Genomic DNA, 26,054 nt, shown 5'->3' with positions numbered 1-26,054 from the left:
AAAAGACAGAGTAAGAAGATGAGTAAGGTGAGAGTGTAATATTTCAACATCAAAAGCTCCTTAAGTGCAACTAGCTATAGTTTATGTCTAAGTAAAACCGCTGTCAATCCCTGTCTTAGTGACAATTTGGTGCATAATATGTTAAAATAGGTCTATCTTGAGGTATGCTGGTGGCGATTTTGCAACAAGCTGTCAAAAAAAGATGCGCTATTTGTAGTGCCATCAGCTGCTTGTATCTTAAGAGATGTCAAAAGGAGGCAACATGGCTAAAACGACACGACAACGTATTATCACCGCCTTCTTTCGTTTAGCGGAAAAAGAACCCCTACGCTCTAATTTTTCTTTTTCTGAAATTGCTAAGGAAGCAGGTATCGCAAGACAGACCATCTATCGCAACCACTACAATAGTTCTGAGGAAATCATCCTAGACATCCATCAGGAGATTGACCATAAGATTAGTAGTCGTCTGGCGCATTTTGAAGGTAATGGCAAAGAGGCTATCGCTTTTTTTGCCAGCGAGATTATCCCCTTGCTCTATCAGGACAAATTGTGGTTGCGTTACTTGTATTCAACGGCTGCTGACCCGACCTGGCGCCCTTTTTTGAAACGGCATTACCGTCATTGGCTCTCTCAGCACTTGCACATCAACGGTAACATGGCCGATTTAGACCAGCAGCTCGCACTGGATATCGTGGTGACGACCATGCTGGCCATCATAGAATCCTGGATTACACAACCCGTGCCTGTACCACCAGAACTCTTTGGCGAGCAATTTAAAAAAATTGTCGGCCATGCCTTGGTGGATTTTGTCAGTGAGGATGAAAAAGACTCGTGATTTTTTCCTTGAAGGAGCTGGTCTTGTCTGACGCCTTAGTGAGAAGGATTTGTGAATAGAAAAATGCGTTTGGTCGAAGGACCAAGCGCATTTTAGTTTTCGTGTAATTCTAAGGCGTAGGAGATGGCGCTGAGGGCATAAAGCGGTGCAGTCTCTGCCCGTAAGATGCGAGGACCAAGGCCGATAAGCTTAGCTCCCTGGTCTTGGAAAGCTTGGATTTCCTTTGGCGACAAGCCGCCCTCGGGACCAAAGATAAGCAAGATCTGCTGTCCTGCTTGAACTTGCTCCAAGGTTTGGGCCAGTTGACTGCTTTCCCCTTCCTTGGCGGACTCTTCGTAGGCGACCAGGACCTGATCAAAATCTGATAAACTGCTTAGAAAATCCTTTTTTTGATCAAAGAGTCGGACCTGAGGGACCTGGTTGCGTTTGGATTGTTGCGCTGCGCCCAGAGCGATTTTGGAAAATTTGTCTTGGCGTTTAGCCAGTTTTTTGCTGTCCCATTTGACCACAGACCAGTCACCCGGAAAGCCCCAGATAGCGCTAGCGCCCAGCTCTGTTGCCTTTTGGCTAATCAGGTCCAACTTGTCCCCTTTGGAAAAGCCACAGGCAATGGTGACCGCCACAGGCAGTTCATTGTTTTGGTCTAGGGGTTCCAGAAGGTCTAGCTGGCCCTCTTCGGGATTGGTGACGCAGTAGCGCCCCTTTTGACCATCCTGAGCCACCAGGGTGACCTCATCATCAGCTTTTAAGCGCATCACAGTAAACATATGCTTAAAACTGTCCTTGTCCGTGATAGTGACTGTTGTCGTGAGCTGGTCTTGGGGGATAAAGTATTGTTGCATCTTAGCCTCCAATCACACCTGACACGTCATCGGTTTTACGAAAAATGCAGGCGTTCCACTCGCCTTGAATCATATGGGTTTCAAGGAAAAGACCGGCCTTTTCAGCGCTGTCTTTGACCATTGGCCATTTTTCAGAGATAATCCCTGACATAATCAGAACACCTTCATCCTTGAGCAGGCGGTAAGCATCATCTGTGAGGTGGATGAGAATGTCAGCTAAAATATTGGCCACGATGACATCGGCTTTTTGGGTGACCCCACGGAGCAGGTCGCCTGTCGCCACCTGGATGTTACCCATGTTAGGGTTCATGGCGATATTTTCCTGAGCGACACGGACAGCGACTTCGTCCAAATCATAGGCGTAGATGTCCTTGGCCCCCAAGAGGGAACTGGCGATAGAGAGGACCCCAGAACCCGTTCCCACATCTAGAAGGGTTTCTCCGCCCCGCAGGACTTGTTCCAGAGCGTAGAGGCTCATCTTGGTCGTCGGGTGGGTCCCTGTCCCAAAGGCCATGCCTGGGTCCAGCGTGATAATCTTTTCCCCAGGGGCTGGGCTGTAGTCCGTCCAAGAGGGCACGATAGTCAGGTCATGGGTGATGCGAGCTGGCTGAAAGTATTGCTTCCAATTTTCTGCCCAGTCTTCTTCCGCTAGGTTTTCCTGTTGTAAGCTGACCGTTCCCGTCTTGAGACCGGCTTTCTCAAAATCCAGGATGGCAGCTCGGACGGCAGTCTCAATAGCTGGTAAATCGGCTGTATCTGGGAAATAGGCGGTTACCGTGACTTGGTCGCTGGGTGTGACCTCGGGAAGAATTTCACCGAAGGAGTCCTTGTGCCCTAAAATGTCCTGACTGTCTGAAATAGCCACCCCCTGAGAGCCCAGCTCAATCAAGCAGTTGGAGAGGGCCTCCTGCGCCTCTCGGTCAATCGAAATACAAAATTCTTGCCATGTGTCCATAAGCTTGCCTCCTAATATCTCGGATAAGGGTAACTATCCGTCTCAACCAGCTCTGCCTTGCCTTCTTCAAAGACAGCCGCATTCCAAGTTAGTTCAAAACTCTCAGCTTCAGGGTCAGCCAAAAAGTCCATCAGGTCGTCTAGACCTTGGGTGGCTGTGTCGTTGAGAAAATTGGCCAAGTAGGCCAAAAATTCACGGCTGAGTCCCTTTTTGCCATCAAAAGGAATGGTGGCTAGAAAATCTTCGCTGACAAAGCGACTCTTGCCTGTCTCGTAAAAGAGAATGGCGTCCTCAAAAGCAATATCCTGACTGTTTTCTTGGCCATCTTCATCGATCAAACTGATGCCTGCTTGGTTTTGCACATCTAGGATAAAACTCAGCTCTAGCGCATGGTTTTTCTTGTCCCATTCAAACGCATAGTCGTACTGGAAATGCTTGTCCATTTCCTCTTCTAATACTGTAAAAAAATCTAATTTTGCCATGCCCTTATTATACCACACCCATAGTCAATCCTTGGGGGCCAGGGCCAAAGGTGATATAATAAAAAGATAAGTGGCAAGCTGTTTGCTGGCCAAATCCGTAATTTCCCCTTGAAAGGAGGGCATAGTGACAGATAATCTCGCCCTGCGCATGCGCCCTAAAACCATCGACCAGGTAATCGGCCAAACGCATCTGGTCGGACCAGGAAAAATTATTCGTCGTATGGTGGAGGCCAATCGCCTGACGTCCATGATATTGTATGGGCCACCCGGTATCGGGAAAACCTCTATCGCCTCGGCTATTGCTGGTACGACTAAGTTTGCTTTTCGGACCTTCAATGCGACGACGGACAGTAAGAAACGCCTGCAGGAAATCGCTGAGGAAGCCAAGTTTTCAGGTGGTCTGGTCTTGTTGCTAGATGAGATTCATCGGTTGGACAAAGGCAAACAGGATTTCCTTTTGCCCTTGCTGGAGTCCGGCACCCTGACCATGATTGGAGCTACGACGGAAAATCCTTTCTTTTCAGTCACTCCGGCCATCCGCTCACGGGTGCAGATTTTTGAACTGGAACCCTTGTCAGTGGCAGATGTCAAAAGGGCGCTGGAGATTGCCCTAAGCGACCCTGAACGTGGTTTTACAGAGGCCGTCACCTATGATGAGGCGGTCTTGGATTTCATTGCCAACAGTACCAACGGCGACCTGCGAGCTGCCTTGAATTCTTTGGAACTGGCAGTTCTTTCGACCAAACCAGATGACAAAAAGGAACGCCATGTTCGGCTTGACGATGCTGAAAATAGCTTGCAACGGTCCTATGTCAGTATGGATAGAGATGGTGACGCCCATTATGACGTCTTATCGGCCCTGCAAAAATCCATTCGTGGTTCAGATGTTGATGCCAGTCTCCACTATGCGGCAAGGCTCATCGAAGCTGGGGATTTACCCAGTCTAGCAAGACGGCTAACCGTCATCGCCTATGAGGACATTGGCCTTGCCAATCCCGACTTGCAGGTGCGGGTGGTGACAGCACTAGAGGCGGCTCAGCGTATCGGGTTTCCAGAAGCACGGATTCCTATCGCTAACATCGTGGTCGACCTGGCTCTCTCACCCAAGTCCAACACAGCCTACCTTGCCATGGACCAGGCCTTGGCAGACTTGCGCTCATCAGGTGCTCTCCCCATTCCTCGGCATTTGCGGGATGGGCATTATAGTGGCAGTAAAGAACTGGGAAACGCCAAGGACTATCTGTACCCTCATCATTATCCCAACCACTGGGTGGCTCAGGATTACTTGCCAGAAAAGCTCAAAAAGGCGCGTTATTATCAGCCTGAGGCAACGGGTCGCTACGAGAATGCCTTGCTAGGAAGATACCAGCAAATTCAAGAATGGAAACGCCAACAAAAAAAGTGAACTTACCTCTTGAAATTTTCAAAAAATAGGATATAATAACAATAGTTGCTGTGGTATACGAATCTACACCAATGTGTTGACCGACTAAATCTTTGTATTTCGGGAGACAAAAGTCATCTAACAGTATGCAGGCCGTTTCACGCGGAGCAACTTCAGTTAGAGCGAGTCGCCCACCTGCTTAATTTTGCGGGTTCAATACAAAACGTAGATCACCGGTACCAATACAGCCTTAGCCTCCTTAGCTCAGTTGGTAGAGCAGTAGACTCTTAATCTATGGGTCGCAGGTTCGAGCCCTGCAGGGGGCATAGAAATAGAGAAGAAAAAGCCTGATTTGACGGGCTTTTTTTGCTTGTTCTGGTAAATTTTGTCACGTTTTACCAAAGAACTTTTAGTCGACACACGTCTTTTGGAAATTTTTCCAAGAAAGGGTTTACAAGTCTGTCATCCTGCGTTATAATAGAGACAGTTAACGCAAGCGTTTGCATAAATTCTAATTCAAAGGAGATGCTCTTATGAAGCAGATGTACAAAAATCTGACCAGTTTTGAATTTTGGCAAAAATTCGGGAAGTGTCTGATGGTCGTGATTGCCGTCATGCCTGCGGCTGGTTTGATGGTTTCTATTGGGAATTCCTTGCCGATGATTGACCCGACCAACACCATTTTAACAACGGTTGGGAATATGATTGCCCAGATTGGTTGGGGGGTCATTAACAACCTGCACATTTTATTTGCGCTGGCTATCGGTGGGAGTTGGGCCAAGGAAAAGGCTGGCGGTGCTTTTGCGGCTGGGATTGCCTTTATCCTCATCAACCTCATCACAGGGAACTTCTACAGTGTAACGCTGGACATGCTGTCTGATGACAAGGCCTATGTGCACAATATCTTCGGTGGGCAAATGCATGTTTCAGACTATTTTGTCAATGTGCTCAACCAACCAGCACTTAATATGGGGGTTTTCGTTGGGATTATAGCAGGTTTTGTGGGGGCTACTGCCTATAACAAATACTACAATTTCCGCAAACTGCCCGATGTGCTCTCTTTCTTTAATGGCAAACGCTTTGTGCCTTTCGTGGTGATTTTCCGTGCCACCTTGGTTGGTCTTTTTATGGCCATGTTCTGGCCTATCGTCCAATCTGGGATTAATGGGTTTGGCATGTGGATTGCCTCTTCTCAAGACACTGCTCCATTCTTGGCGCCATTTGTCTATGGAACGCTGGAACGCTTGCTCTTGCCATTTGGTTTGCACCACATGTTGACCATTCCGATGAACTATACCTCCTTGGGAGGCACCTATACAATCTTGACAGGGGCAACTAAGGGAGCTCAGGTCTTTGGTCAAGACCCACTGTGGTTGTCTTGGGTTACTGACCTGGTTAACTTCAAGAGCGCTGGTAACACGCAAGGCTACAATAACTTGCTGGCTAGCGTGACACCGGCTCGCTTTAAAGTTGGTCAAATGATTGGTTCAACGGGTACCTTGATGGGCTTAACCTTAGCCATGTACCGCAATGTTGACCCTGATAAGAAACAAAAATACAAAGCCATGTTCATCTCAGCGGCGGCGGCAACCTTCCTGACAGGGGTAACAGAGCCTATCGAGTACATGTTCATGTTCTCTGCTTTGCCACTTTATTTGGTCTATGCTGTTATCCAAGGGATTTCCTTTGGTTTTGCCGACTTGGTGTCTCTGCGTGTGCACTCATTTGGTAATATTGAACTCTTGACCAGAACGCCTGTAGCTATCCGAGCAGGCTTGACCATGGACCTGATTAACTTTGTTTGGGTTTCTCTGCTCTTTGGGGTATTGACCTACTTCATTGCAAACTTCATGATTAAGACCTTTAAATTGGCAACACCTGGACGTATGGGCAACTACGATGATGCTGACAACTCAGAAGAAACCGGTGAGCCAAAAGGGGTAACCGATGCGAATTCTCAAGTTGTGCAAATCATTAACCTTTTAGGTGGTAAGGCTAATATCGAAGATGTCGATGCTTGTATGACCCGCCTGCGTGTGACGGTTAAAGACATTGACCGTGTGGGACAAGAAGACCAATGGAAAAAAGCAGGGGCTATGGGGCTCATCCTCAAAGGTTCTGGCGTGCAGGCAGTCTATGGCCCTAAGGCAGATGTCCTCAAGTCTGACATCCAAGACCTCTTGGACTCAGGTGCAGACATTCCAGTTGTCGATTTGGCACAAGCGCCAGTAGCCAACGAAGTTCCTGAAAAGGTTAAGGGTGTGACCGATGAGGTGGCGACTGTTGCAGATGGTCAGGTCCTTCCAATTACGGAGGTGGACGACCCTGTCTTTTCTCAAAAAATGATGGGCGATGGCTTTGCTGTCCAACCAGCCAATGGGAACATCTATGCACCTGTCAGCGGTGTGGTTACCAGCGTCTTTCCGACCAAGCATGCCCTAGGAATTTTATCGGATAATGGCCTAGAGGTTTTGGTCCATGTTGGCTTAGATACTGTAGCGCTCAATGGCGTGCCATTTTCAGCCAAGGTAGCTGACGGGGACCGTGTCCAACGCGGGGACCTCCTCTTGGTAGCTGATTTAGAAGCGATTGTGTCAGCTGACCGAGAAACCACGACCATTGTGGCATTCACCAATACAGCTGAAATTCAAGCTGTCCATCTGGACAAGACGGGCGAGCAAAAGGCCAAGACTGTGGTCGCTCACGTTGATTTATAAAGCTAAAAATGAGAGTGTCCGACCGTTTCGTCACTCTCATTTGTTGTAGCAACACGGAAAGGTACTATGATGAAAATCCTCACCTTAAACACCCATAGCTGGATGGAGGAACATCCTCAAGAAAAGCTGGAGCAGTTAGTAGACACTTTAGCAGAAAAAGCCTGTGACTTGATTTTTCTACAGGAAATCAATCAACTCATCTCCAGTGAACCAGCAGAGGTTACCCCGGGCTATGTGGCGGTGTCAGACAGCCCAGCCATCCATGTCGATAACTATGCCTTGCTTTTGGTCACGGCCCTTCGTGAGCGGGGGCTTGATTATTACTGGTCTTGGGCTTATAACCATATCGGTTATGACAAATATCAGGAAGGCGTGGCCATCTTATCACTGACCCCTTTGCACCCTCGGCTTTTACGGGTGTCAGACAGTACAGATGAGACGGATTACCGCACCCGCTGTGTATTGTTGGCGCAAACGCATCTATCCGGTCACCCTTACCTGGTGGCCAGTGTCCACCTGTCATGGTGGGAAAAAGGGTTTGCAAGGGAATGGCTACGTCTAGAGCGGGCTTTGGAAGAAGCCCAGCTACCTGTCATTGTGGCGGGCGACTTTAACAACCCCGTTGCTGGTCCAGGCTATCAGCTCATGACCTCTGGCCCCTTAGAACTGGCAGACAGCCACAAGCAAGCGCGGGTGGTCAGTGGTGAGCATACCATTCAAGCGGCTATTGACGGTTGGGAAGGCAATCGTCAGCAGCTCAAAGTGGACCATATTTTACTCAGCCAAGGTATTCCTGTTAGTTTGTCGCAGGTAGTTTTTGATGGGGGAAATACCCCGCAAGTGAGCGACCATTTTGGAGTCTTTGCTGTGCTGGATGTGTAGTCAAAAAAACCGTTTAGAAGAGCCTTTCTAGACGGTTTTTCTCTGCTGGCAAACGTCCTATCCAAAATCTGGAGAAAAAAGCTTGGTGGGACTGTTTGACATAGTTGGTTTATGTGACAATTTGATGACAAAAATTTAGCTAAGCCCTTGAAACCCTTGAATAAGCTTGCTATACTTAATATATGGTAAGGTACAAGGCAACCATCGCCTATGATGGCACAGCATTTTCGGGTTTTCAAAAGCAACCAGGCCAGCGAACGGTTGAGGAAGAATTGACTAAGACCTTGGTCAAAATTTCTTCGGGGACTGCCCAAAAACTTTTTGCGGCAGGGCGCACCGATGCAGGGGTGCATGCCTATGGGCAAGTTGTGCACTTTGACCTCCCACAAGCCCGTGATGTGGAGAAATTACGCTTTGCCTTAGATACTCAGTCGGCTCCCGACATTGCTTGTGTGCGTGTCGAGCAGGTTTCGGATAGCTTTCATGCCCGCTATGACAAGCATGAAAAGACCTATGAATTTCTGGTTGACACTGGGCGCCCTAAGAATCCCATGATGCGTAATTATGCAACAGCTTACCCCTATGCTTTAGACTTAGAGGCGATGCAAGAGGCTATTCAGGCGGTTGTTGGACAGCATGACTTCACAGGCTTTACAGCTACAGGGACAGCGGTTCAAGATAAGGTCAGAACCATCAGCCAGGCCAGTGTCACTTATCAAGCAGACAAGCATCTGTATACGTTTCGCTTTACAGGAAATGGGTTTTTGTACAAACAGGTTCGCAACATGGTAGGCACCTTGCTAAAAATTGGGAATGGACGAATGCCTGTTGAACAGATGGCGCGTGTCATTCAAGAGAAAGACCGGCATTTGGCAGGGCCGACAGCAGGACCTCAGGGGCTTTATTTGAAAGAGATAAGATATGATCAATGATAACATTTTAACGATTTCAGGCTCTGATATCCTAAGCGGTGGTGGGGCGCAGACGGATTTATCTGTTTATGCCCACCATGGGCTTTTTGGTTTTTTGGCCTTGACCAGTCTGACGACCTTAGAAGACGAGCAACTAGTTCTCCATCCGGTAGCCAACCGTCTCTTTCGCCAAGAGCTGGATAGCCTGCTCAAAGTCCCTTTTGGAGCCATCAAGATTGGTCTTTTGCCAACTCCCGGGGCGGCTTCTAATGTCAAACGTTTCCTTAAAAAGAAAGTCAATACGCCAGTCGTGCTAGACCCTGTTTTGGTCTTTAAAGAAAATAAGGACGCGACTGTGACAGAAATGTCAGAGAAATTGCAGGAACTCTTTCCCTATGCAGACCTAGTGACCCCTAACCTGCGGGAGGCAGAAATTCTCACAGGACGCACGATTGCAACGGTCGCTGACTTGATTGCAGCGGCTTGGCAACTAAAAGATATGGGGGCTCGGCAGGTGGTCATCAAAGGGGGGATTCGTCTCGGACGAAATAAAGCCATTGACGTCTACTGTAACGGTCTTTTTTGTTACTTGATTGCCCGCCCTGTTTTGGAAAAAAACGCCAATGGTTCTGGCTGTGCTTTTTCATCAGCTCTGGCAGCGAATCTAGCCATGGGACGCGATGTCTACCGTGCTGTCCAAAATGCAAAAGAATACACTTATCAAGCGATTAACGCATCAAATGCCTATGGAGTAAACCCAAAATGAGAAATCAAACGGTTCAACGTATCAGTAGCCTTGCTGTTTTGACGGCACTTTCTGTCGTTCTAGGCTACTTTGTCAGAATTCCAACGCCGACAGGGATGTTAACACTTCTAGATGCCGGTATTTTTTTCACGGCTTTTACCTTGGGGAAAAAAGAAGCAGCGATTGTCGGTGGCTTGTCTGGTTTTCTGATTGACTTGATATCAGGCTATCCGCAATACATGCTGGTTTCTCTCTTGGCCCACGGTCTGCAGGGTTACTTTGCTGGCTGGACAGGCCTGCGTCGTCCTTTAGGTGCCTTCTTGGCCTGTCTTAGTATGGTAGTCATTTACCTGATTGCAGGAGCTTTACTGTATGGCATTGGCGCCTCTGTGGCAGGTGTTTGGGGCAATATTGGGCAAACGGTTTTCGGTCTCTTGGTTGGATTTACCGTCTCAAAGGCCTATGAAAAAGTAGCGCATTAAGGGAGGACAACATGGTGGTTGAAAAGCTAAGGCAAGAAACGCAAGCCATCGTAAGCGATTTGGTGCAACGCAGTGGCCTACAAAAAGGGCAGGTATTTGTCCTAGGCATGTCCTCTAGTGCAGTGGCGGGTGGCGTGATTGGCAAAGCCTCTAGCCGAGAGATTGGCCAGGTCATTGTCAAGGCGATTTTGGATACCCTCAGGCCACTCGGGATTTACTTGGCGGTTCAAGGTTGCGAGCATGTGAACCGCGCCCTGGTGGTTGAACGGGACTTAGCTCTGCGTGACCGACTAGAAATCGTCAGTGTCTTGCCGACACTTCATGCAGGAGGGTCTGGACAACTGGCAGCTTTTGACTATATGGTTGACCCTGTAGAGGTTGAATTCATTCAAGCGCAAGCAGGCCTTGATATTGGGGATACGGCGATTGGTATGCATGTCAAACATGTCCAAGTTCCCTTGTTGCCCCTGCAAAAAGAACTCGGTGGGGCCCATCTGTCTGCACTGGCCAGCCGGCCTAAGCTTATCGGAGGAAGCCGAGCAGCCTACCCAACCGATAGCATTCGAAAATTCTAATCAATTTTAAGGAATAAAACCCCTGAAAGATATGGCTTTCAGGGGTTGTTTGCTTATTGTCCAAAAAGAGAGGGTGAGGTGGCCAGGCTAATGCCCTGTGTCCGGAGGGCTTCTTGGTAGAGCTGGTAAAAGGTATGGTAAGTATCTATCTGCTTACCACTTTCTGTAAAAATAGCTACTCTAAAGAAGAATTGACCTGTTGTCGCTGAGGTTTGCGGTCCTAAAATGTTAGGAAAACCGACAATTTCAGGGTGGTTGGGAACTTCGACTTGGTTGACCTCTGTGATGATCTGGGTAACTTTTTGGAGGTCGACGTCAGCACTCAAGGGGAGGTCGATTAGTGCCCGCATATCGCCACGGGATTTGTTGCTTACGATGGTGATATTACGGTTGGGAATGAAATTCAAGGTACCATCAGCACTGCGAACTTGTGTGGTGCGGATACCGACGGATACCACATTCCCTGAGACAGTTCCGATTTCGACTGCGTCCCCGACATCGTATTGGTTTTCTAAAAGGATGAAAAAGCCATTTACCACATCTGTCAAAAACCCTTGGGCACCAAGGCCGATGGCGACCCCGGCAATTCCGGCACCAGCCAGTAGGCTAGAAACGGGTAGCCCAATCACATCTAGGGTCCAATACAGCAGGAGAAAATACAGGCAATAATTGATGAAACTATTGCTTAAGCGCAAGATGGTTTTTTGACGGCCTGAAGTTTGTTTGGTGAGCTGGACAGATTTTGAGAGGACCTTATCAAAAGAAAAGGTGATGGCGCGCTTGCCTAGAAAAAAGAAAAAGTAGAGAACAATCAGCGAAATTCCTTTTGAAATCAAGCTATTGACCAAACCCTCTAGGTTTAATGATGCGATGTAACGTTCGATAATGGCCATATCCTGCCTCCTTTGTGTAATACAGTTTACACAAAAAGTTAGGACTTGACAATTGCCGAAAGAAAAACTTTCAAACTGCTAGATTTTATGATAAACTAGAGTGAAATTATATTTTTTAAGGAGAATGAGATGTCTACGTCATTTGAAAATAAAGAGACAAACCATGGGGTAATTACCTTTACCATTGCTCAAGACAAAATCAAACCAGCTCTTGACCAAGTCTTCAACCGTGTGAAGAAAGATTTGCAAGTTCCAGGATTCCGTAAAGGTCACTTGCCACGTGCCGTTTTCAACCAACAATTTGGAGAAGAAGCTCTTTATCAAGACGCTTTAAATGCCTTGGTTCCAGAAGCATATGAAGCTGCTGTAGCTGAATTGGACTTGGATGTCGTGGCACAACCAAAAATTGATGTAACGTCAATGGAAAAAGGTCAAGAATGGGTCTTGACAGCAGAAGTTGTGACAAAACCTGAAGTAAAATTGGGTGACTACAAAGACTTGACGGTTTCAGTGGATGCTGTTAAAGAAGTCACAGACGCTGAAGTTGACGAACGTGTTGAACGTGAACGCAACAACTTGGCAGAGTTGGTGCTTAAAGACGCTGCTGCTGAAAACGGCGACACAGCTGTTATCGACTTCGTGGGTTCAATCGACGGTGTTGAGTTTGACGGTGGAAAAGGTGAAAACCACAGTTTGGAATTAGGCTCAGGTCAATTCATTCCAGGTTTTGAAGACCAATTGGTTGGCCACAAGGCTGGCGAAACAGTTGACGTTAAAGTCACTTTCCCAGAAGATTACCAAGCAGAAGACTTGGCTGGAAAAGAAGCCCTCTTTGTGACAACTATTCACGAAGTAAAAGCGAAAGAAGTTCCAGCCTTGGACGACGAGTTGGCTAAAGACATCGATGACGAAGTCGAAACTTTGGATGAGTTGAAAGCTAAATACCGCAAAGAACTCGAAGACCAAAAAGAAGCAGCTTACAAAGATGCTGTTGAAACAGCAGCTATCGATAAAGCTGTCGAAAATGCTGAAATTGTTGAATTGCCACAAGAAATGGTTGATGCTGAAGTTGATCGTGCCATGAACGAAATGTTGGGCAACATGCAACGTCAAGGTATTTCACCAGACATGTACTTCCAAATTACTGGTACAACAGAAGAAGACTTGCGTAAACAATACGCTGATGATGCAGACCGTCGCGTGAAGACTAACTTGGTCATCGAAGCAGTTGCTAAAGCAGAAGGTTTTGAAGCATCTGAAGAAGAAGTCAACAAAGAAATTGCTGACCTTGCTGCAGAATACAGCATGGATGAAGCACAAGTGCGCAACCTCTTGTCACCAGACATGTTGCAACATGACATCGCTGCGAAAAAAGCAATCGAATTGATTACAGGCACTGCAACAGTTGCCTAATGCCTAAATTGAAGGCAGAGAAAAGAAAGTTCAGTTTTCTGGCTTTCTTTTTTTGTCAATTGAAGAAAGTCTTTTGACTATTGGACCAAATTAAAGTAAAATAGGAATAACGACATTTTAAGGAGTAAGGACTTGGAATTAGAAGTATTTGCAGGACAAGACAAAAATGAGCTGTCAATGGTTGAGGTCGCTCACGCTATTTTAGAGACGCATGGACGCGGTCACGAAATGTACTTCAATGACCTGGTCAATGCCATTCAAAACTACCTCGGAAAGTCTGACGAAGCTATCCGTGAAGCTCTGCCAGGCTTTTATACCACATTGAATGTGGATGGAAGCTTCATCCCGCTAGGGGATAACAAATGGGGCTTGCGTTCTTGGTATGCGGTTGATGAGATTGATGAAGAAATTATCACCCTAGAAGACGAAGAGGAAGGCACTCCTAAACGTAAACCTAAACGGGTCAATGCCTTCATGGATGGGGATGAAAATGCCATCGACTACAACGACGATGACCCAGAAGACGAAGACTACACAGCGCCAGCAGCCGATGACAACTATGACGATGAAAATCCTGATGATGAGAAAGAAGAAGCAGAAAGCTACGACTCTGAAATCAACGAAATCATCCCTGAAGAGGCTGACTTAGAAGCGGTAGAGCTTGAAGAAGGCGACGAAGACGATTTAGACGAAGACTAAGCGTTTAGATATGTCACTTATAAAGACTTTTGTCTTTTAGCTGAATCAACAGTTAATCATTGACAAACGGTCTGCTTTGCGTTAATATATTTATCGGGCACCTCTTTAAGAGGTCAAGAAGGCTCCCTAGTTTTTAGGGGGCTGTTTTATTTTTTTGTAGGTAACCAGGGGTTAGCACTTGTTTCTGGCCCGGACCTGCAGGCTTCCCGACTAGTCTTTTCAAGGAGTTTTTGATGACAAAGTATATTTTTGTAACTGGTGGTGTGGTTTCTTCTATTGGTAAAGGGATTGTGGCGGCTTCCTTAGGGCGCTTGCTGAAAAATCGTGGTCTTAAGGTAACCATTCAAAAATTTGATCCCTACATCAATATCGACCCAGGTACCATGAGCCCTTATCAACATGGTGAAGTATATGTCACAGATGATGGAGCGGAAACCGATCTGGACTTGGGTCACTATGAGCGCTTTATCGATATCAACCTCAATAAATACTCTAACGTGACAACAGGGAAAATCTATGATGAAGTCCTGCGTAAAGAGCGTCGTGGGGAATACCTGGGAGCTACAGTGCAGGTTATCCCACATATCACAGATGCCCTCAAGGAAAAAATTAAGCGCGCAGCAACAACGACGGACTCTGATGTCATTATCACCGAAGTTGGTGGGACCGTGGGTGATATCGAAAGCTTGCCTTTCTTAGAAGCCCTGCGTCAAATGAAGGCTGATGTTGGCGCTGACAATGTGATGTACATTCACACCACGCTCCTTCCTTACCTGAAGGCTGCTGGCGAAATGAAGACTAAACCAACCCAACATTCCGTGAAGGAATTGCGCGGTTTGGGTATCCAACCCAATATGCTGGTTATTCGGACAGAAGAACCTGTAAGCCAAGGCATTAAGAACAAGTTGGCTCAGTTCTGTGACGTGCAACCTGAAGCTGTCATCGAGTCCTTGGATGTTGAGCACATTTACCAAGTGCCCCTCAACATGCAGGCTCAAGGCATGGACCAAATCGTTTGTGACCATCTCAAATTGGATGCGCCAGCAGCTGACATGACCGAATGGACAGCTATGGTAGACAAGGTTCTCAACCTTAAAAAGACGGTTAAAATCGCCTTGGTTGGTAAATATGTGGAATTGCCAGATGCCTACTTATCTGTGGTTGAAGCGCTCAAACACTCTGGTTATGTCAATGACTCTGCTATCGACCTCAACTGGGTCAATGCCAACGACCTGACAGCTGACAATGTTGCCCAAGTCTTGGGCGATGCAGACGGTATTATTGTACCAGGTGGTTTTGGACATCGAGGCACAGAGGGGAAAATCGAAGCGATTCGTTATGCCCGCGAAAACGATGTCCCAATGTTGGGGATTTGTCTTGGTATGCAATTGACCTGCGTTGAGTTTGCCCGTCATGTCTTGAACCTGGCCGATGCCAACTCAGCCGAGCTGAACCCAGAAACACCTTACCCAATCATCGACATCATGCGTGACCAGATTGACATTGAGGACATGGGGGGAACCTTGCGTTTGGGACTGTACCCATGTAAGTTGAAACCAGGTTCTAAGGCTGCACAAGCCTACGATAACCAAGAGGTTGTTCAACGCCGTCACCGTCACCGTTATGAGTTCAACACCAAGTTCCGTGAACAGTTCGAAGAAGCTGGTTTCGTCTTCTCAGGGGTATCTCCTGATAACCGTTTGATGGAAGTTGTTGAGTTGCCAGACAAGAAATTCTTTGTGGCAGCCCAATACCACCCTGAATTGTCAAGCCGACCAAATCGTCCAGAAGAACTCTACACCGCATTTGTAACAGCAGCGGTTGAAAATGCAACCAGCAAGTAAGCCCAGGTGGTCTGCTTGTAACTCATTAGCAAGGAAAGTCTAGAAAAAAGTTCTAGGCTTTTTTTGCTTGTCTCAGGGACTTTGTAGCACATCGACAAATTAAGCTCTTGCTCAACTAAAAACTTTATGTTATAGTTAAGGGGTCTTCAGGGCAGGGTGTAATTCCCTACCGGCGGTGACTAGGTTGTCTTCCTAGAAGTCCGCGAGCGCAAGCTGATGTGGTGCAAATCCACAACCGACAGTGATAGTCTGGATGGGAGGAGACGAAGAGTTGAATAACTTGGCGAGTGCTAGCTTTCCTGATTTCAGGATTTTTTGCGTACGCTAAACTAAATTGAACTCCTAGGCTCCTCCAATTTGTTAAAAATTGGAGGATTTTTTTATGACAAACACACGTAAGTTGGTGCTTATCGCCATTCTTTCAGCCCTTTCTTTTGTACTTTTATTTGTGCAATTTCAGTTGATTCCAGGGGCGAGCTTTTTAAAGCTGGACCTCAGTGTTCTGCCTGTTTTAGTGGCTTTGGTTCTCTTTGATTTAAAGAGTGCCTATGCTGTTCTTTTACTGCGGACGGTTCTGAAGTTCTTGCTGAATTTTGAAGGTCCCAACACTTGGATTGGGATGCCGATGAATGTGATTGCCCTGGGTATTTTTGTGACAGCTTTCGCCTACTTCTGGGTGAAAAAGCCAGGGCTAAAAAATTATACTTTGGCTGCGGTAATTGGGACTGTCGGTCTGACTCTGGGCATGATTCTTTTAAATATTGTTTACGCCGTGCCCTTATATGCACAGTTTGCAAATTTTGATATTAATACCTTTATTGGTTTGGGGAACTACATCTGGGGCATGGTGCTACCATTTAACCTCTTGGAGGGGGTTATCCTATCGATTATCATTTACCCCATCTATCTGGCTTGCAAACCTATTTTAGATAGCGTAAAATAGGGAGCATGAAAAATAAACGTTTTTACCATCTACAGGCAAGTTTTGCAGCGCTGATTTTTGTGATTTTGGGTTATGTGGTCAAATTTTACCCTGATGCTTTAAAACCGTTTGACCACATGATTCAAACCGCTGTTCGCGGGCAACTGCCAGCTATGGCAACAGCCTTCTTTAGCCATCTGACCGTTCTGGGAAATACCTCTACTCAGGTGGTGCTCATCGCTCTAATTGCCCTGCTGTTTGCTAGCCCTTGGGTCAAGTGGTATGCAGAGAGTCTTTACCTTCTGGCCAACGGGCTAGTAGGGGGTCTCTTGATTTTGACCTTGAAAAATATTTACCAACGGCCAAGGCCTAGTATCAGCCATTTGGTAGAAGCGTCGGGTTATTCCTTTCCGAGCGGACACTCCTTAGGTTCTATGGTGATTTTCGGAACGCTTGTCATTGTTTTTTGGCAACGTTTTGGCAAAAGTATCTGGGGCAAGTGTCTGGTCTTGTTATTTGCTAGCCTGATTGGCTTGATTGGCCTGTCTCGTATTTATGTCGGTGTGCACTACCCAAGTGATGTGCTAGCAGGCTTTGTTTTAGGCTACGGGCTTCTCTGTTTCGGTTTTCCGACCTATGACAGCTGGCGTTTCAAATGGCGCTTTCAATCAAAACAAAACTAATCAAAGGCTTCGCGATTCGTTTGCGGAGCTTTTTTGGCTTATCGATAGGGAGAAACATTGTGTCACATGGGTGCCCAAGTGATTTAAAATATGCTAAAATAGGACCATGCAAAAACGATACAATACGCTAAATGCCTATTACCGACAGGTTTTTGGTGAGAAAATTTTTAAGGTTCCGATTGATGCCGGTTTTGATTGCCCCAACCGTGACGGGACAGTGGCCCATGGGGGCTGTACCTTTTGCACCGTATCGGGTTCTGGAGATGCTATCGTTGCACCCGAGGCACCGATTCGTGAGCAATTTTACAAGGAAATCGACTTTATGCACCGCAAATGGCCACAGGTGAAAAAGTATCTGGTGTATTTTCAAAATTTCACAAACACGCATGACCGTGTCGAAGTTCTCAGGGAACGCTACGAACAAGCCATCAATGAACCAGGCGTTATCGGGATTAATATCGGTACGCGTCCAGATTGTCTCCCTGATGAGACCATTGCCTACTTAGCGGAGCTGGCTGAGCGCATGCATGTGACGGTGGAACTAGGATTGCAGACGACCTATGAAGACACCTCTGAGCTTATCAACCGCGCCCATTCTTACGACCTTTATGTGGAGACGGTCAAACGGCTGCGGGACTTGGCGCCTAAGGTTGAGATTGTCAGCCATCTCATCAACGGCTTGCCTGGGGAAAGCCATGAGATGATGGTGGAAAACGTTCGCCGTTGTGTGACGGATAATGCTATTAACGGTATCAAGCTCCACCTTCTCCACCTGATGACCAATACGCGCATGCAGCGCGATTACCATGAAGGGCGTCTGCGACTCCTCAGCCAGGAGGAATATGTCAAGGTCATCTGTGACCAATTGGAAATCATTCCTAAGCACATGGTCATCCACCGAATCACTGGGGATGCCCCTCGGGAGATGCTGATTGGCCCCATGTGGAGCCTGAATAAGTGGGAAGTCCTCAATGCCATTGACCGTGAAATGGAAAAACGTGGGAGCTGGCAAGGGTGTAAGGCCTAGACAAGTAGCCTAAGTTTCCGCAACTTTTTCACGAAGCTACCAGGCCTGTCCGCCCCCTTTTGACACACAAAGATAAGGAACATGTTATGATGAAGCGCCCTCTGGAATTATCCCATGATTTTTTGGCTCAGGTCTTAGATGACCAAAGTGTGGCCGTCGATGCGACCATGGGCAATGGCTACGACACGCTTTTTTTAGCCCAGCAGGCCGGCCAGGTCTATGCCTTTGATGTGCAAAAAAAAGCCTTGCAAAAAACGCAAGAACGTTTAGATAAAGCAGGGGTAACCAATGTTCAGCTGATTTTAGATGGCCACGAAAATCTGGGTCTTTACGTCCCCTCGGCTGTGACAGCAGCCATTTTTAATTTAGGCTACCTCCCTAGTGCAGATAAGTCTGTGGTGACGCAAGCGCAAACCACCTTATCGGCTATTGACCAGTTGCTAGAAAGATTGGTTTCTGGCGGAAGAATAGCACTTATGGTATACTATGGGCATCCTGGTGGGGAAAGTGAAAAGCAGGCTGTTTTGGCACATGTCTCAGCCTTGGACCAGCGGGTATTTACCGTGATGACCTATGGGCCCATCAACCAAATCAACACCCCGCCCTTTCTCGTTATGATTGAAAAAAAGTGAGGAAAAAATATGTTTAAAGAAATGTTGGCTTTTGTGCGAGCAGAAGACGATGCAACAGACCATCGAAAACTAGAACGGATGAAGAAAAAACTAGCTAACCTAGAGGTGGAACGTTGCCAACGCAAGCTAGCTCAAAAGGATTTGGCAGCTATTGATGACCGAATCAATAAAACAAAATTATTGTATACAAAATGTTGCGAAGAGACACACGTGTTCGACCAGGATGCTGGTAAATTGGCCCAACTCAAAAAGATTAAAGAGGCTTGCCAAGAAAAAGCACACCAGAAGGCGTGAGGTGAAGTGACATGCATTTGGCTGTCCTGGTATTAACCTATCTATTTGCTTTAATTATTTCTAATATACTCAATCGCATGTTTCCGCGCATTCCTCTGCCCTTGATTCAGATTGCTTTGGGGTCGCTGATTGCCTGGATAACCGCTACAGGGCTTATCGAGTTTGAGTCAGAAATCTTTTTGGCCTTTGTTATCGCCCCTTTACTCTTTCGTGAGGGGGAAGAAAGCGACATCACCAGTGTCTTGCGCCACTGGAAGCTCATTTTGTATCTCATTTTCCCCGTCGTCTTTGTGACGGCGGTCGCTATTGGCTGGTCGGTAGAGCGTCTCAGTCAAGGGGCTTTGCCTTTGGCTGCCTGTCTGGCTTTGGGAGCGGCTTTGGGCCCGACAGATTTGGTGGCCTTTAGTGCGATTTCAGAGCGCTTTAGCTTTCCTAAGTACATTGAAAATGTTTTACAGGGGGAAGGCCTACTTAATGATGCCAGCGGTTTGGTTTCTTTCCAGGTCGCTGTCACAGTGTTGACGACAGGTATTTTTTCGGTCACTCAAGCCAGCTTTAGCCTTTTTATCTCTGTAATGGGTGGCTTTTTGGTTGGGCTAGTGGTTGCTCTGGTCAACCGCCTGCTCTTGTCTGTTTTGGACAATGTGGATGCCGCGGATGTCCGCGGCGCCTTGTTGCTGGAGTTGGCCTTGCCGATTGTGGCCTATTTTTTGGCCGAAGAAATCCATGGGTCTGGGATTATTGCTGTTGTCGTTGCGGGCATCTCTCAGGCCAGCCGGTTCAAAAAAATCACGCTTTTTGATGCGCGGCTCGACCAGGTCACCACGACCATTTGGCGGACGGCAACCTTTATGTTAAATGGTTTGGTCTTCATTTTACTTGGAGAAGAGTTGACCATTTTGGCTCGCCCTGTTTTTGCCAACGAAGCGATTAGTACTTGGCGTATCCTTGGGCTGATTGGGATTGTCACCGTGATTTTGTTTACGACACGCTATCTCATGCTGAGTCTGTTTTTCTTTTGGCGGAGTAAGCGGAGTCATCGGCCTTTTCGCCGTTACCTCAGGGAGATTGCCATCTTGACTTTTTCAGGGGTCAAGGGAACTGTCTCAATTGCCACCATCTTGCTCTTACCAGCCATGGCGACCAACCAGTATAGTATCTTGCTCTTTATTGTGGCGGGGACGACCTTGTTGAGTTTCTTGACAGGGGTGCTGGTCTTGCCACATTTGGCTCAAGCCAAACAAGACGAACGCCCGATTTATGCGGAAATTGGAATTTTGACAGAGGTTGTTCAAGAATTGCACCGCGATATGGCAACAACGCTGGATAAGGTATCGCTTTATGCGGTCATTGATAGCTATAACCGGCGCATTGAGGACCTCATCATCGAACAAGAATCTCGAGAGATTAAGGCAGATATGGCCATGATTCGTTTGATGACCTTGGGGATTGAGAGCGATGGTTTGGAACACGCCTTTGTTTCTCAGGAATTGGGCATCAAGGAGTACCGTAGTTACCAACGTTATCTGCGGTCACTGGAGCGACAAATCAATCGCAATTTTGTCTCTAACCTCACCTATACGGTGGCGGTTGCTTTTCGAGCGATTCCAGCCCTTCTCCATGAGTTGGTGACTTTTGGTGCCAATATCCGCCGTTTCTTTCGTTTGCGAGAGTCAGGCGGTCTGCGCCTGACAGATGACGAACGGTCACGCATTCGTGATCTTTACCTGACCAATAGTCAGTTGATCATCGAATCTTTGGACCAGTTAGATGGGATCTATAACAGTGAATTGATTGCCTATCTCAAACGGGAACGTCGGCAAGAGATGGCTGTTGCGGGTTCTGTCAGCTTTCGTGACCGGATCTTGGCTCGGGTAACGCCACCGCAAAAGACCGAAGTGCTTCGTGGTTTTTACTTGGAGCGTAAGGCGATTGCAGAGTATGAAGCCAAAGAATTGATTTCTCACCGTTACAGTAAAGTCCTGCGACAACAGGTCAATGCTTTGGAAAACTATGCCCTGAGTGAAAAAGCCAACACCCTCACTTATGACATTATGAATTTTGCTCGCCAAAGATAGGCGACTGCTGGGCCTAGGACCTTGTCCTAGGCTTTTTTTTGAGCCAACAAACGGCTGAAAGACATCAAAGGGCCTGTTGACCGCATTAAAGTCATTGTGAGGAATTGGATAATTATGCTATACTAGTAAAAAATATATGAGGAAGCAGTGTATGAAAGAACCATTTATCAGCCGAGAAGCCTTAGCGGAGATTACTGAAAAGTTCCCGACGCCTTTTCATCTTTATGATGAAAAAGGGATTCGTGAGACAGCCCGAGCGCTCAATCGCGCCTTTTCTTGGAACAAGGGCTTTAAAGAATATTTTGCAGTGAAGGCAACGCCCAATCCTGCCATATTGAAAATTTTGCAAGAAGAAAATTGTGGGGTGGATTGTGCCACTGAGGTGGAATTACTGATGGCCCATAAATTAGCATTTAACGAGATTATGTTCTCATCCAACGATACCCAAGGTCGTGAATTTCGATATGCGCGTGAAGTGGGCGCCATTATCAATCTGGATGCCTATGAACACATTGCATTTTTAGAAGAGCAAGCGGGCCTTCCTGAAACGGTCTCTTTGCGCTACAATCCAGGCGGGGTCTTTGCCTTAGGCACAGACATTATGGATAACCCTGAAGAATCCAAGTTTGGTATGACCAAGGCTCAGATTTTGCAAGGTTTTGCGGAACTGAAGGCCAAGGGGGTCAAACGTTTTGGGCTACATTCCTTTTTAGCTTCCAATACGGTTACCAATGCCTACTACCCTGAGTTGGCCCGCCAACTCTTTGAACTCGCAGTGACTATCCAAGAAGAAACGGGTGTTGCTTTGAGTTTTATTAACTTGTCTGGTGGTGTAGGGGTAAATTACTTGCCTGACCAAGAGCCAAATGATATTGCCGCCATCGGTGCAGGTGTGCATCAGGCCTTTGACGATGTTTTGGTGCCGGCTGGTCTAGGAGATGTGGCCATCTTTACAGAGTTGGGCCGCTTTATGTTGGCACCGCATGGCCATCTGGTGACCAAGGTGTTGCATCGCAAAAAGACCTATCGGACTTATATCGGTGTCGATGCCTCAGCGGTCAACCTGTTACGGCCAGCGATGTATGGGGCCTACCATCACATTACCAATATGGACAATCCTGACGGTAGGCCAGAAGTTGTCGATGTGACCGGCTCCTTGTGTGAGAACAATGATAAGTTTGCTATCCAAAGGGAGTTGCCTGAGTCTCGAGTGGGGGATACCTTGGTGCTTCATGATACTGGAGCGCATGGTTTTTCGATGGGTTACCAGTACAATGGGCGTTTGCGGTCTGCAGAAATTCTTTACCAGGAGGACGGCAGTGCCCGCCTCATTCGTCGTGCCGAAAGACCCGAAGATTATTTTGCAACTTTGTATGGTTTTGACTTTGAAAAATAGTTGCAATAGCTAGCAAAAACCTGTATAATAGTTTTTTGTGAGTACACCTCACTTGCCTGCACAAGGGTGTAGGCCATTAGTCCAAAAGGAGGAGCATATCAATGGCTAAATACGAAATTCTTTATATCATTCGTCCAAACATTGAAGAAGAAGCAAAAAACGCTTTGGTAGCACGCTTTGACGCAATCTTGACTGACAATGGTGCCACTGTTGTTGAATCTAAAGATTGGGAAAAACGTCGCCTCGCATACGAAATCCAAGATTTCCGCGAAGGTCTTTACCACATCGTTAACGTTGAAGCAACTGACGCTGTCGCTCTTAACGAGTTTGACCGTTTGTCTAAAATCAACGGTGACATTCTTCGTCACATGATCGTTAAACTTGACGACTAAGAAGGTAGATTATGATTAACAATGTTGTTTTAGTAGGGCGGATGACGCGTGATGCCGAGCTTCGCTATACGGGAAATAACCAGGCCGTTGCAACGTTTACCTTGGCGGTTAACCGCAACTTTAAAAACGCTCAAGGAGAACGCGAAGCTGATTTCATTTCATGCGTGATTTGGCGTCAGCAGGCAGAAAACCTAGCGAACTGGGCTAAAAAAGGCACCTTGGTGGGAATCACAGGCCGTATCCAAACACGGAACTATGAAAACCAACAAGGGCAACGGGTCTATGTGACTGAAGTTGTGGCGGATAATTTCCAAGTACTTGAAAGCCGCACGCAACGTGAAGCGTCTGCTAATTCAGCTGGCTTTGGTGGCAATAGCTACGGCTCTGCTCCACAAGCCAATCCAACATCTGCTCAAAGCACACCTGATTTTTCACGGGATGCTAGCTCACCATTTGGTGGGAGCAATCCGATTGACATTTCAGATGACGATCTGCCGTTTTAAGGGTAGACGAATGACAGAAGAGGGCAATCCCCCTCACCTGAAAACTATAAAGGAGATATACTATGGCACAACAACGTCGTGGCGGTTTCAAACGCCGTAAAAAAGTTGACTACATCGCTGCTAATAAAATTGAATACGTTGATTACAAAGACACTGAATTGCTCAGTCGTTTTGTCTCAGAACGTGGTAAAATCTTGCCACGTCGCGTGACAGGAACATCAGCTAAAAACCAACGTAAAGTGACAACTGCTATTAAACGTGCACGTGTAATGGCTTTGATGCCTTACGTTAACGAAGACTAATCTTTGTTGAAGAAACCAGGCGAACGGTCCTGGTTTTTTTCTTGTTCTCAGCCTCAGCTTTAAGGGCAGTAAGGCTACCCAAGCCCCTAGGTTTGTGGTAAAATAAACAGGATAAGAAGGCTTCATTTGCCTTGAAAGGAATTGGAATTCATGACAGATAACACGTTCTACATTACGACACCGATTTATTACCCATCTGGGAAACTGCATATCGGTTCAGCCTATACGACCATTGCCTGTGACGTTTTGGCCCGCTACAAACGCTTGATGGGTTACGACGTCTTTTATTTGACGGGTTTGGATGAGCATGGCCAAAAGATTCAGTCTAAAGCTGAGCAGGCTGGTGTTAGCCCACAAGCTTATGTCGATGGGATGGCTGAGGGGGTCAAGGAACTCTGGAAACTGTTGGATATTTCTTATGATAAGTTCATTCGGACGACAGATGATTACCATGAAGCAGTTGTTGCAGACATCTTTGAACGGTTGCTAGCTCAAGGGGATATCTATCTTGGTGAGTATACCGGTTGGTACTCGGTGTCAGACGAGGAATTCTTTACAGAAAGCCAGCTTGCAGAAGTTTTTCGTGATGAATCAGGTCAGGTTATCGGTGGGATTGCGCCATCAGGTCACGAAGTGGAGTTGGTTTCTGAAGAGTCCTATTTCTTTAAACTGAGTAAATATGCGGATCGCTTGGTTGCTTTCTTTGAGGAACACCCAGAATTTATCACGCCTGCAGGGCGCATGAATGAAATGATAAAGAATTTCATCGAACCAGGTCTCGAAGACCTAGCTGTCTCTCGGACAACCTTTAGTTGGGGAGTTAAGGTCCCTTCTAATCCTAAGCACGTGGTCTACGTCTGGCTGGATGCCTTGGTCAACTATATCACGGCTCTGGGTTATGGTCAGGACGATGCGACCAAGTTTGAACAGTTTTGGCCTGCAGATATCCATATGATTGGTAAGGATATCTTGCGTTTTCACTCCATCTACTGGCCTATTATCCTCATGGCGCTAGACCTGCCTTTGCCAAAACGCTTGGTTGCCCATGGCTGGTTTGTCATGAAAGATGGAAAAATGTCTAAATCCAAGGGAAATGTGGTCTACCCTGAACCCCTTGTTGATCGCTTTGGTCTGGATCCGCTTCGTTATTACCTCATGCGCAGTCTTCCAGTCGGTTCTGATGGCACCTTTACACCTGAAGATTACGTCAACCGTATCAATTACGAGTTGGCCAATGACTTGGGTAACCTGCTCAACCGGACGGTTGCCATGGTCAACAAGTATTTCGACGGGCAAGTACCAAGCTATAGCTCAAGTGTGACCGCATTTGACGCTGACCTGGAAAGGGTTGTTTCAGACAATATCGCACGCTACCATGCTGAGATGGATGCCGTGGACTATCCACGCGCATTAGAAGCCGTTTGGAATATCATCGCTCGCACCAATAAATACATTGACGAGACAGCTCCATGGTTGTTGGCCAAAGATGAAGAAGAGCAGGAGGCTTTGAAAGCGGTGATGAGTCACTTGACTGCTAGCTTGCGTGTGGTCGCTCATCTTCTCCAACCCTTCATGATGGAAACGTCTAATGCCATTATGTCACAGCTCGGTCTGCCAGAAGTTCTGTCGATGGAAAACCTGGCTCTGTCTGACTTACCAAATGGCCTGCGTGTGGTTGCTAAGGGGACCCCTATCTTCCCACGTTTGGACATCGATGAAGAAGTTGCTTACATCAAAGGGCTCATGGACCCAGAGGAAAACCAAGCGACTGAATGGGATCCAGAAGCTATCGAACTGACGTCTGATAAAGAGACGATCAAATTTGACACCTTTGATGCCGTGGAAATCCGTGTGGCTCAAGTCAAAGCCGTTGAGAAAGTCGAAGGTTCCGATAAACTCTTGAAATTCCGTCTGGATGCTGGAGATCAAGGTGACCGACAAATCTTGTCTGGCATTGCCAATTATTATCCAAATGAACAGGAATTGGTAGGTCAAAAGGTTCAAATCGTGGCCAACTTGAAACCGCGTAAAATGATGAAAAAACACATCAGTCAAGGCATGATTCTTTCTGCAGAGCACGAGGGCAAACTAACCCTTTTAACGGTTGACCCAAGTGTGCCAAATGGAAGCATCATCGGCTAAGCTCTTCATAAGTGATCAGCCTAT

At 46.9% G+C, this 26,054-nt stretch carries 26 protein-coding genes, 1 tRNA gene, 1 other RNA gene and 1 riboswitch; of the genes, 24 read left to right on the top strand and 4 right to left on the bottom strand.

The genetic code is table 11. From position 1 onward, the window contains the following. Positions 1-262: 262 nt before the first annotated feature. A complete protein-coding gene (locus STRDD12_RS05475; protein ID WP_066915915.1) occupies positions 263-835 on the top strand; it encodes a TetR/AcrR family transcriptional regulator in 573 nt (190 codons plus the stop codon). 92 nt (positions 836-927) lie between these two features. On the opposite strand, the gene STRDD12_RS05470 is transcribed toward STRDD12_RS05475, so the two are convergent. The 3 genes from STRDD12_RS05470 to STRDD12_RS05460 are packed head-to-tail and all read right to left on the bottom strand — an operon-like array spanning position 928 to position 3,114. Beyond that, on the bottom strand, positions 928-1,677 hold the full coding sequence (locus STRDD12_RS05470; protein WP_066915913.1) for a 16S rRNA (uracil(1498)-N(3))-methyltransferase: 750 nt from the start codon (positions 1,675-1,677) through the stop codon (positions 928-930). Position 1,678: 1 nt separating this feature from the next. After that, on the bottom strand, positions 1,679-2,632 hold the full coding sequence (gene prmA / locus STRDD12_RS05465) for a 50S ribosomal protein L11 methyltransferase (RefSeq protein WP_066915911.1): 954 nt from the start codon (positions 2,630-2,632) through the stop codon (positions 1,679-1,681). Between the two features lie 11 nt (positions 2,633-2,643). Then, positions 2,644-3,114, bottom strand: a complete 471-nt coding sequence (locus STRDD12_RS05460) for a DUF3013 family protein (protein WP_066915909.1) — start codon at positions 3,112-3,114, stop codon at positions 2,644-2,646. Between the two features lie 124 nt (positions 3,115-3,238). On the opposite strand from STRDD12_RS05460, the gene STRDD12_RS05455 reads away from it, so the two are divergent. The 9 genes from STRDD12_RS05455 to STRDD12_RS05415 all read left to right on the top strand — a co-directional run bounded on the left by STRDD12_RS05455 (position 3,239) and on the right by STRDD12_RS05415 (position 10,810). Beyond that, positions 3,239-4,519 carry a replication-associated recombination protein A gene (locus tag STRDD12_RS05455; RefSeq protein WP_066915907.1) on the top strand — a complete coding sequence of 427 codons (1,281 nt, stop codon included), beginning with the start codon at positions 3,239-3,241 and terminating at the stop codon, positions 4,517-4,519. A gap of 42 nt (positions 4,520-4,561) precedes the next feature. Next, a non-coding RNA gene (gene ssrS / locus STRDD12_RS05450) (6S RNA) lies at positions 4,562-4,751 on the top strand. Continuing rightward, a tRNA-Lys gene (locus tag STRDD12_RS05445) sits at positions 4,752-4,824 on the top strand. A gap of 207 nt (positions 4,825-5,031) precedes the next feature. Further along, positions 5,032-7,215, top strand: coding sequence for a PTS transporter subunit IIBC (locus STRDD12_RS05440; RefSeq protein ID WP_066915905.1), 2,184 nt, complete (start codon positions 5,032-5,034; stop codon positions 7,213-7,215). Between the two features lie 66 nt (positions 7,216-7,281). After that, a complete protein-coding gene (locus STRDD12_RS05435) occupies positions 7,282-8,097 on the top strand; it encodes an endonuclease/exonuclease/phosphatase family protein (protein ID WP_066915903.1) in 816 nt (271 codons plus the stop codon). Between the two features lie 182 nt (positions 8,098-8,279). Further along, positions 8,280-9,029, top strand: coding sequence for a tRNA pseudouridine(38-40) synthase TruA (gene truA / locus STRDD12_RS05430; RefSeq protein ID WP_066915901.1), 750 nt, complete (start codon positions 8,280-8,282; stop codon positions 9,027-9,029). Beyond that, complete coding sequence (locus STRDD12_RS05425; protein WP_066915899.1) at positions 9,019-9,774, top strand: bifunctional hydroxymethylpyrimidine kinase/phosphomethylpyrimidine kinase; 756 nt, start codon at positions 9,019-9,021, stop codon at positions 9,772-9,774. The genes truA and STRDD12_RS05425 overlap by 11 nt, the downstream gene beginning before the upstream one ends. Then, on the top strand, positions 9,771-10,235 hold the full coding sequence (locus STRDD12_RS05420; RefSeq protein WP_066915897.1) for an ECF transporter S component: 465 nt from the start codon (positions 9,771-9,773) through the stop codon (positions 10,233-10,235). Before STRDD12_RS05425 ends, STRDD12_RS05420 begins: the two co-directional genes overlap by 4 nt. Positions 10,236-10,246: 11 nt before the next feature. Further along, positions 10,247-10,810, top strand: coding sequence for a TIGR01440 family protein (locus tag STRDD12_RS05415; RefSeq protein WP_066915895.1), 564 nt, complete (start codon positions 10,247-10,249; stop codon positions 10,808-10,810). Positions 10,811-10,863: 53 nt separating this feature from the next. Here the strand turns inward: STRDD12_RS05415 and STRDD12_RS05410 are convergent, their stop codons facing one another. Beyond that, positions 10,864-11,703 (bottom strand): mechanosensitive ion channel family protein, encoded by an 840-nt coding sequence (locus tag STRDD12_RS05410; protein WP_066915893.1) that lies wholly within the window; start codon positions 11,701-11,703, stop codon positions 10,864-10,866. Between the two features lie 129 nt (positions 11,704-11,832). Between STRDD12_RS05410 and tig the strand changes: the two genes are divergently transcribed. From tig to metG, 14 genes are all read left to right on the top strand, one after another. Then, positions 11,833-13,116 (top strand): trigger factor, encoded by a 1,284-nt coding sequence (gene tig / locus STRDD12_RS05405; RefSeq protein WP_066915891.1) that lies wholly within the window; start codon positions 11,833-11,835, stop codon positions 13,114-13,116. 132 nt (positions 13,117-13,248) lie between these two features. Further along, positions 13,249-13,815 carry a DNA-directed RNA polymerase subunit delta gene (gene rpoE, locus STRDD12_RS05400; protein WP_066915889.1) on the top strand — a complete coding sequence of 189 codons (567 nt, stop codon included), beginning with the start codon at positions 13,249-13,251 and terminating at the stop codon, positions 13,813-13,815. Positions 13,816-14,048: 233 nt separating this feature from the next. After that, positions 14,049-15,659: a CTP synthase gene (locus STRDD12_RS05395; RefSeq protein WP_066915887.1), complete on the top strand. Its 1,611-nt coding sequence runs from the start codon at positions 14,049-14,051 to the stop codon at positions 15,657-15,659. Positions 15,660-15,797: 138 nt separating this feature from the next. Continuing rightward, a riboswitch (FMN riboswitch) is annotated at positions 15,798-15,928 on the top strand. Between the two features lie 113 nt (positions 15,929-16,041). Continuing rightward, positions 16,042-16,602: an ECF transporter S component gene (locus tag STRDD12_RS05390; RefSeq protein WP_066915885.1), complete on the top strand. Its 561-nt coding sequence runs from the start codon at positions 16,042-16,044 to the stop codon at positions 16,600-16,602. A 5-nt stretch (positions 16,603-16,607) separates the two neighbouring features. Continuing rightward, on the top strand, positions 16,608-17,264 hold the full coding sequence (locus STRDD12_RS05385; RefSeq protein WP_066915883.1) for a phosphatase PAP2 family protein: 657 nt from the start codon (positions 16,608-16,610) through the stop codon (positions 17,262-17,264). 106 nt (positions 17,265-17,370) lie between these two features. After that, positions 17,371-18,291 carry a tRNA modification radical SAM protein MnmL/YtqA gene (locus STRDD12_RS05380; protein WP_066915881.1) on the top strand — a complete coding sequence of 307 codons (921 nt, stop codon included), beginning with the start codon at positions 17,371-17,373 and terminating at the stop codon, positions 18,289-18,291. A gap of 86 nt (positions 18,292-18,377) precedes the next feature. Continuing rightward, the gene (locus STRDD12_RS05375; RefSeq protein WP_066915879.1) at positions 18,378-18,923 is read left to right on the top strand and encodes a tRNA 5-(aminomethyl)-2-thiouridylate-methyltransferase MnmM; all 546 of its coding nucleotides are present in this window, start codon (positions 18,378-18,380) and stop codon (positions 18,921-18,923) included. Positions 18,924-18,932: 9 nt separating this feature from the next. Further along, positions 18,933-19,217, top strand: a complete 285-nt coding sequence (locus tag STRDD12_RS05370; RefSeq protein ID WP_066915877.1) for a hypothetical protein — start codon at positions 18,933-18,935, stop codon at positions 19,215-19,217. 11 nt (positions 19,218-19,228) lie between these two features. Beyond that, entirely contained in the window at positions 19,229-21,295 is a 2,067-nt protein-coding gene (locus STRDD12_RS05365) for a cation:proton antiporter (protein ID WP_066915875.1), read from the top strand. A gap of 151 nt (positions 21,296-21,446) precedes the next feature. Next, entirely contained in the window at positions 21,447-22,691 is a 1,245-nt protein-coding gene (locus STRDD12_RS05360) for a diaminopimelate decarboxylase (RefSeq protein ID WP_066915873.1), read from the top strand. Positions 22,692-22,792: 101 nt separating this feature from the next. After that, positions 22,793-23,083, top strand: coding sequence for a 30S ribosomal protein S6 (gene rpsF / locus STRDD12_RS05355; protein WP_066915871.1), 291 nt, complete (start codon positions 22,793-22,795; stop codon positions 23,081-23,083). A gap of 11 nt (positions 23,084-23,094) precedes the next feature. Further along, positions 23,095-23,586, top strand: coding sequence for a single-stranded DNA-binding protein (locus STRDD12_RS05350; RefSeq protein ID WP_066915869.1), 492 nt, complete (start codon positions 23,095-23,097; stop codon positions 23,584-23,586). 62 nt (positions 23,587-23,648) lie between these two features. Further along, a complete protein-coding gene (gene rpsR, locus STRDD12_RS05345) occupies positions 23,649-23,888 on the top strand; it encodes a 30S ribosomal protein S18 (protein ID WP_000068665.1) in 240 nt (79 codons plus the stop codon). A gap of 150 nt (positions 23,889-24,038) precedes the next feature. Beyond that, complete coding sequence (metG, locus tag STRDD12_RS05340; RefSeq protein ID WP_066915867.1) at positions 24,039-26,030, top strand: methionine--tRNA ligase; 1,992 nt, start codon at positions 24,039-24,041, stop codon at positions 26,028-26,030. The last annotated feature ends 24 nt before the right edge of the window (positions 26,031-26,054 follow it).

Source organism: Streptococcus sp. DD12, assembly GCF_001578885.1.
Taxonomy (GTDB): domain Bacteria; phylum Bacillota; class Bacilli; order Lactobacillales; family Streptococcaceae; genus Streptococcus.
This window is presented reverse-complemented; position numbering and strand designations above follow the sequence as displayed.

Bases quoted from the DNA above. Each gene is read 5' to 3' on its own strand.
- STRDD12_RS05475 (WP_066915915.1), top strand. From the start codon at position 263: ATGGCTAAAACGACACGACAACGTATTATCACCGCCTTCTTTCGTTTA.
- STRDD12_RS05470 (WP_066915913.1), bottom strand. From the start codon at position 1,677: ATGCAACAATACTTTATCCCCCAAGACCAGCTCACGACAACAGTCACT.
- prmA (WP_066915911.1), bottom strand. From the start codon at position 2,632: ATGGACACATGGCAAGAATTTTGTATTTCGATTGACCGAGAGGCGCAG.
- STRDD12_RS05460 (WP_066915909.1), bottom strand. From the start codon at position 3,114: ATGGCAAAATTAGATTTTTTTACAGTATTAGAAGAGGAAATGGACAAG.
- STRDD12_RS05440 (WP_066915905.1), top strand. From the start codon at position 5,032: ATGAAGCAGATGTACAAAAATCTGACCAGTTTTGAATTTTGGCAAAAA.
- STRDD12_RS05435 (WP_066915903.1), top strand. From the start codon at position 7,282: ATGATGAAAATCCTCACCTTAAACACCCATAGCTGGATGGAGGAACAT.
- truA (WP_066915901.1), top strand. From the start codon at position 8,280: ATGGTAAGGTACAAGGCAACCATCGCCTATGATGGCACAGCATTTTCG.
- STRDD12_RS05425 (WP_066915899.1), top strand. From the start codon at position 9,019: ATGATCAATGATAACATTTTAACGATTTCAGGCTCTGATATCCTAAGC.
- STRDD12_RS05420 (WP_066915897.1), top strand. From the start codon at position 9,771: ATGAGAAATCAAACGGTTCAACGTATCAGTAGCCTTGCTGTTTTGACG.
- STRDD12_RS05415 (WP_066915895.1), top strand. From the start codon at position 10,247: ATGGTGGTTGAAAAGCTAAGGCAAGAAACGCAAGCCATCGTAAGCGAT.
- STRDD12_RS05410 (WP_066915893.1), bottom strand. From the start codon at position 11,703: ATGGCCATTATCGAACGTTACATCGCATCATTAAACCTAGAGGGTTTG.
- tig (WP_066915891.1), top strand. From the start codon at position 11,833: ATGTCTACGTCATTTGAAAATAAAGAGACAAACCATGGGGTAATTACC.
- STRDD12_RS05395 (WP_066915887.1), top strand. From the start codon at position 14,049: ATGACAAAGTATATTTTTGTAACTGGTGGTGTGGTTTCTTCTATTGGT.
- STRDD12_RS05390 (WP_066915885.1), top strand. From the start codon at position 16,042: ATGACAAACACACGTAAGTTGGTGCTTATCGCCATTCTTTCAGCCCTT.
- STRDD12_RS05385 (WP_066915883.1), top strand. From the start codon at position 16,608: ATGAAAAATAAACGTTTTTACCATCTACAGGCAAGTTTTGCAGCGCTG.
- STRDD12_RS05380 (WP_066915881.1), top strand. From the start codon at position 17,371: ATGCAAAAACGATACAATACGCTAAATGCCTATTACCGACAGGTTTTT.
- STRDD12_RS05375 (WP_066915879.1), top strand. From the start codon at position 18,378: ATGATGAAGCGCCCTCTGGAATTATCCCATGATTTTTTGGCTCAGGTC.
- STRDD12_RS05370 (WP_066915877.1), top strand. From the start codon at position 18,933: ATGTTTAAAGAAATGTTGGCTTTTGTGCGAGCAGAAGACGATGCAACA.
- STRDD12_RS05365 (WP_066915875.1), top strand. From the start codon at position 19,229: ATGCATTTGGCTGTCCTGGTATTAACCTATCTATTTGCTTTAATTATT.
- STRDD12_RS05360 (WP_066915873.1), top strand. From the start codon at position 21,447: ATGAAAGAACCATTTATCAGCCGAGAAGCCTTAGCGGAGATTACTGAA.
- rpsF (WP_066915871.1), top strand. From the start codon at position 22,793: ATGGCTAAATACGAAATTCTTTATATCATTCGTCCAAACATTGAAGAA.
- STRDD12_RS05350 (WP_066915869.1), top strand. From the start codon at position 23,095: ATGATTAACAATGTTGTTTTAGTAGGGCGGATGACGCGTGATGCCGAG.
- rpsR (WP_000068665.1), top strand. From the start codon at position 23,649: ATGGCACAACAACGTCGTGGCGGTTTCAAACGCCGTAAAAAAGTTGAC.
- metG (WP_066915867.1), top strand. From the start codon at position 24,039: ATGACAGATAACACGTTCTACATTACGACACCGATTTATTACCCATCT.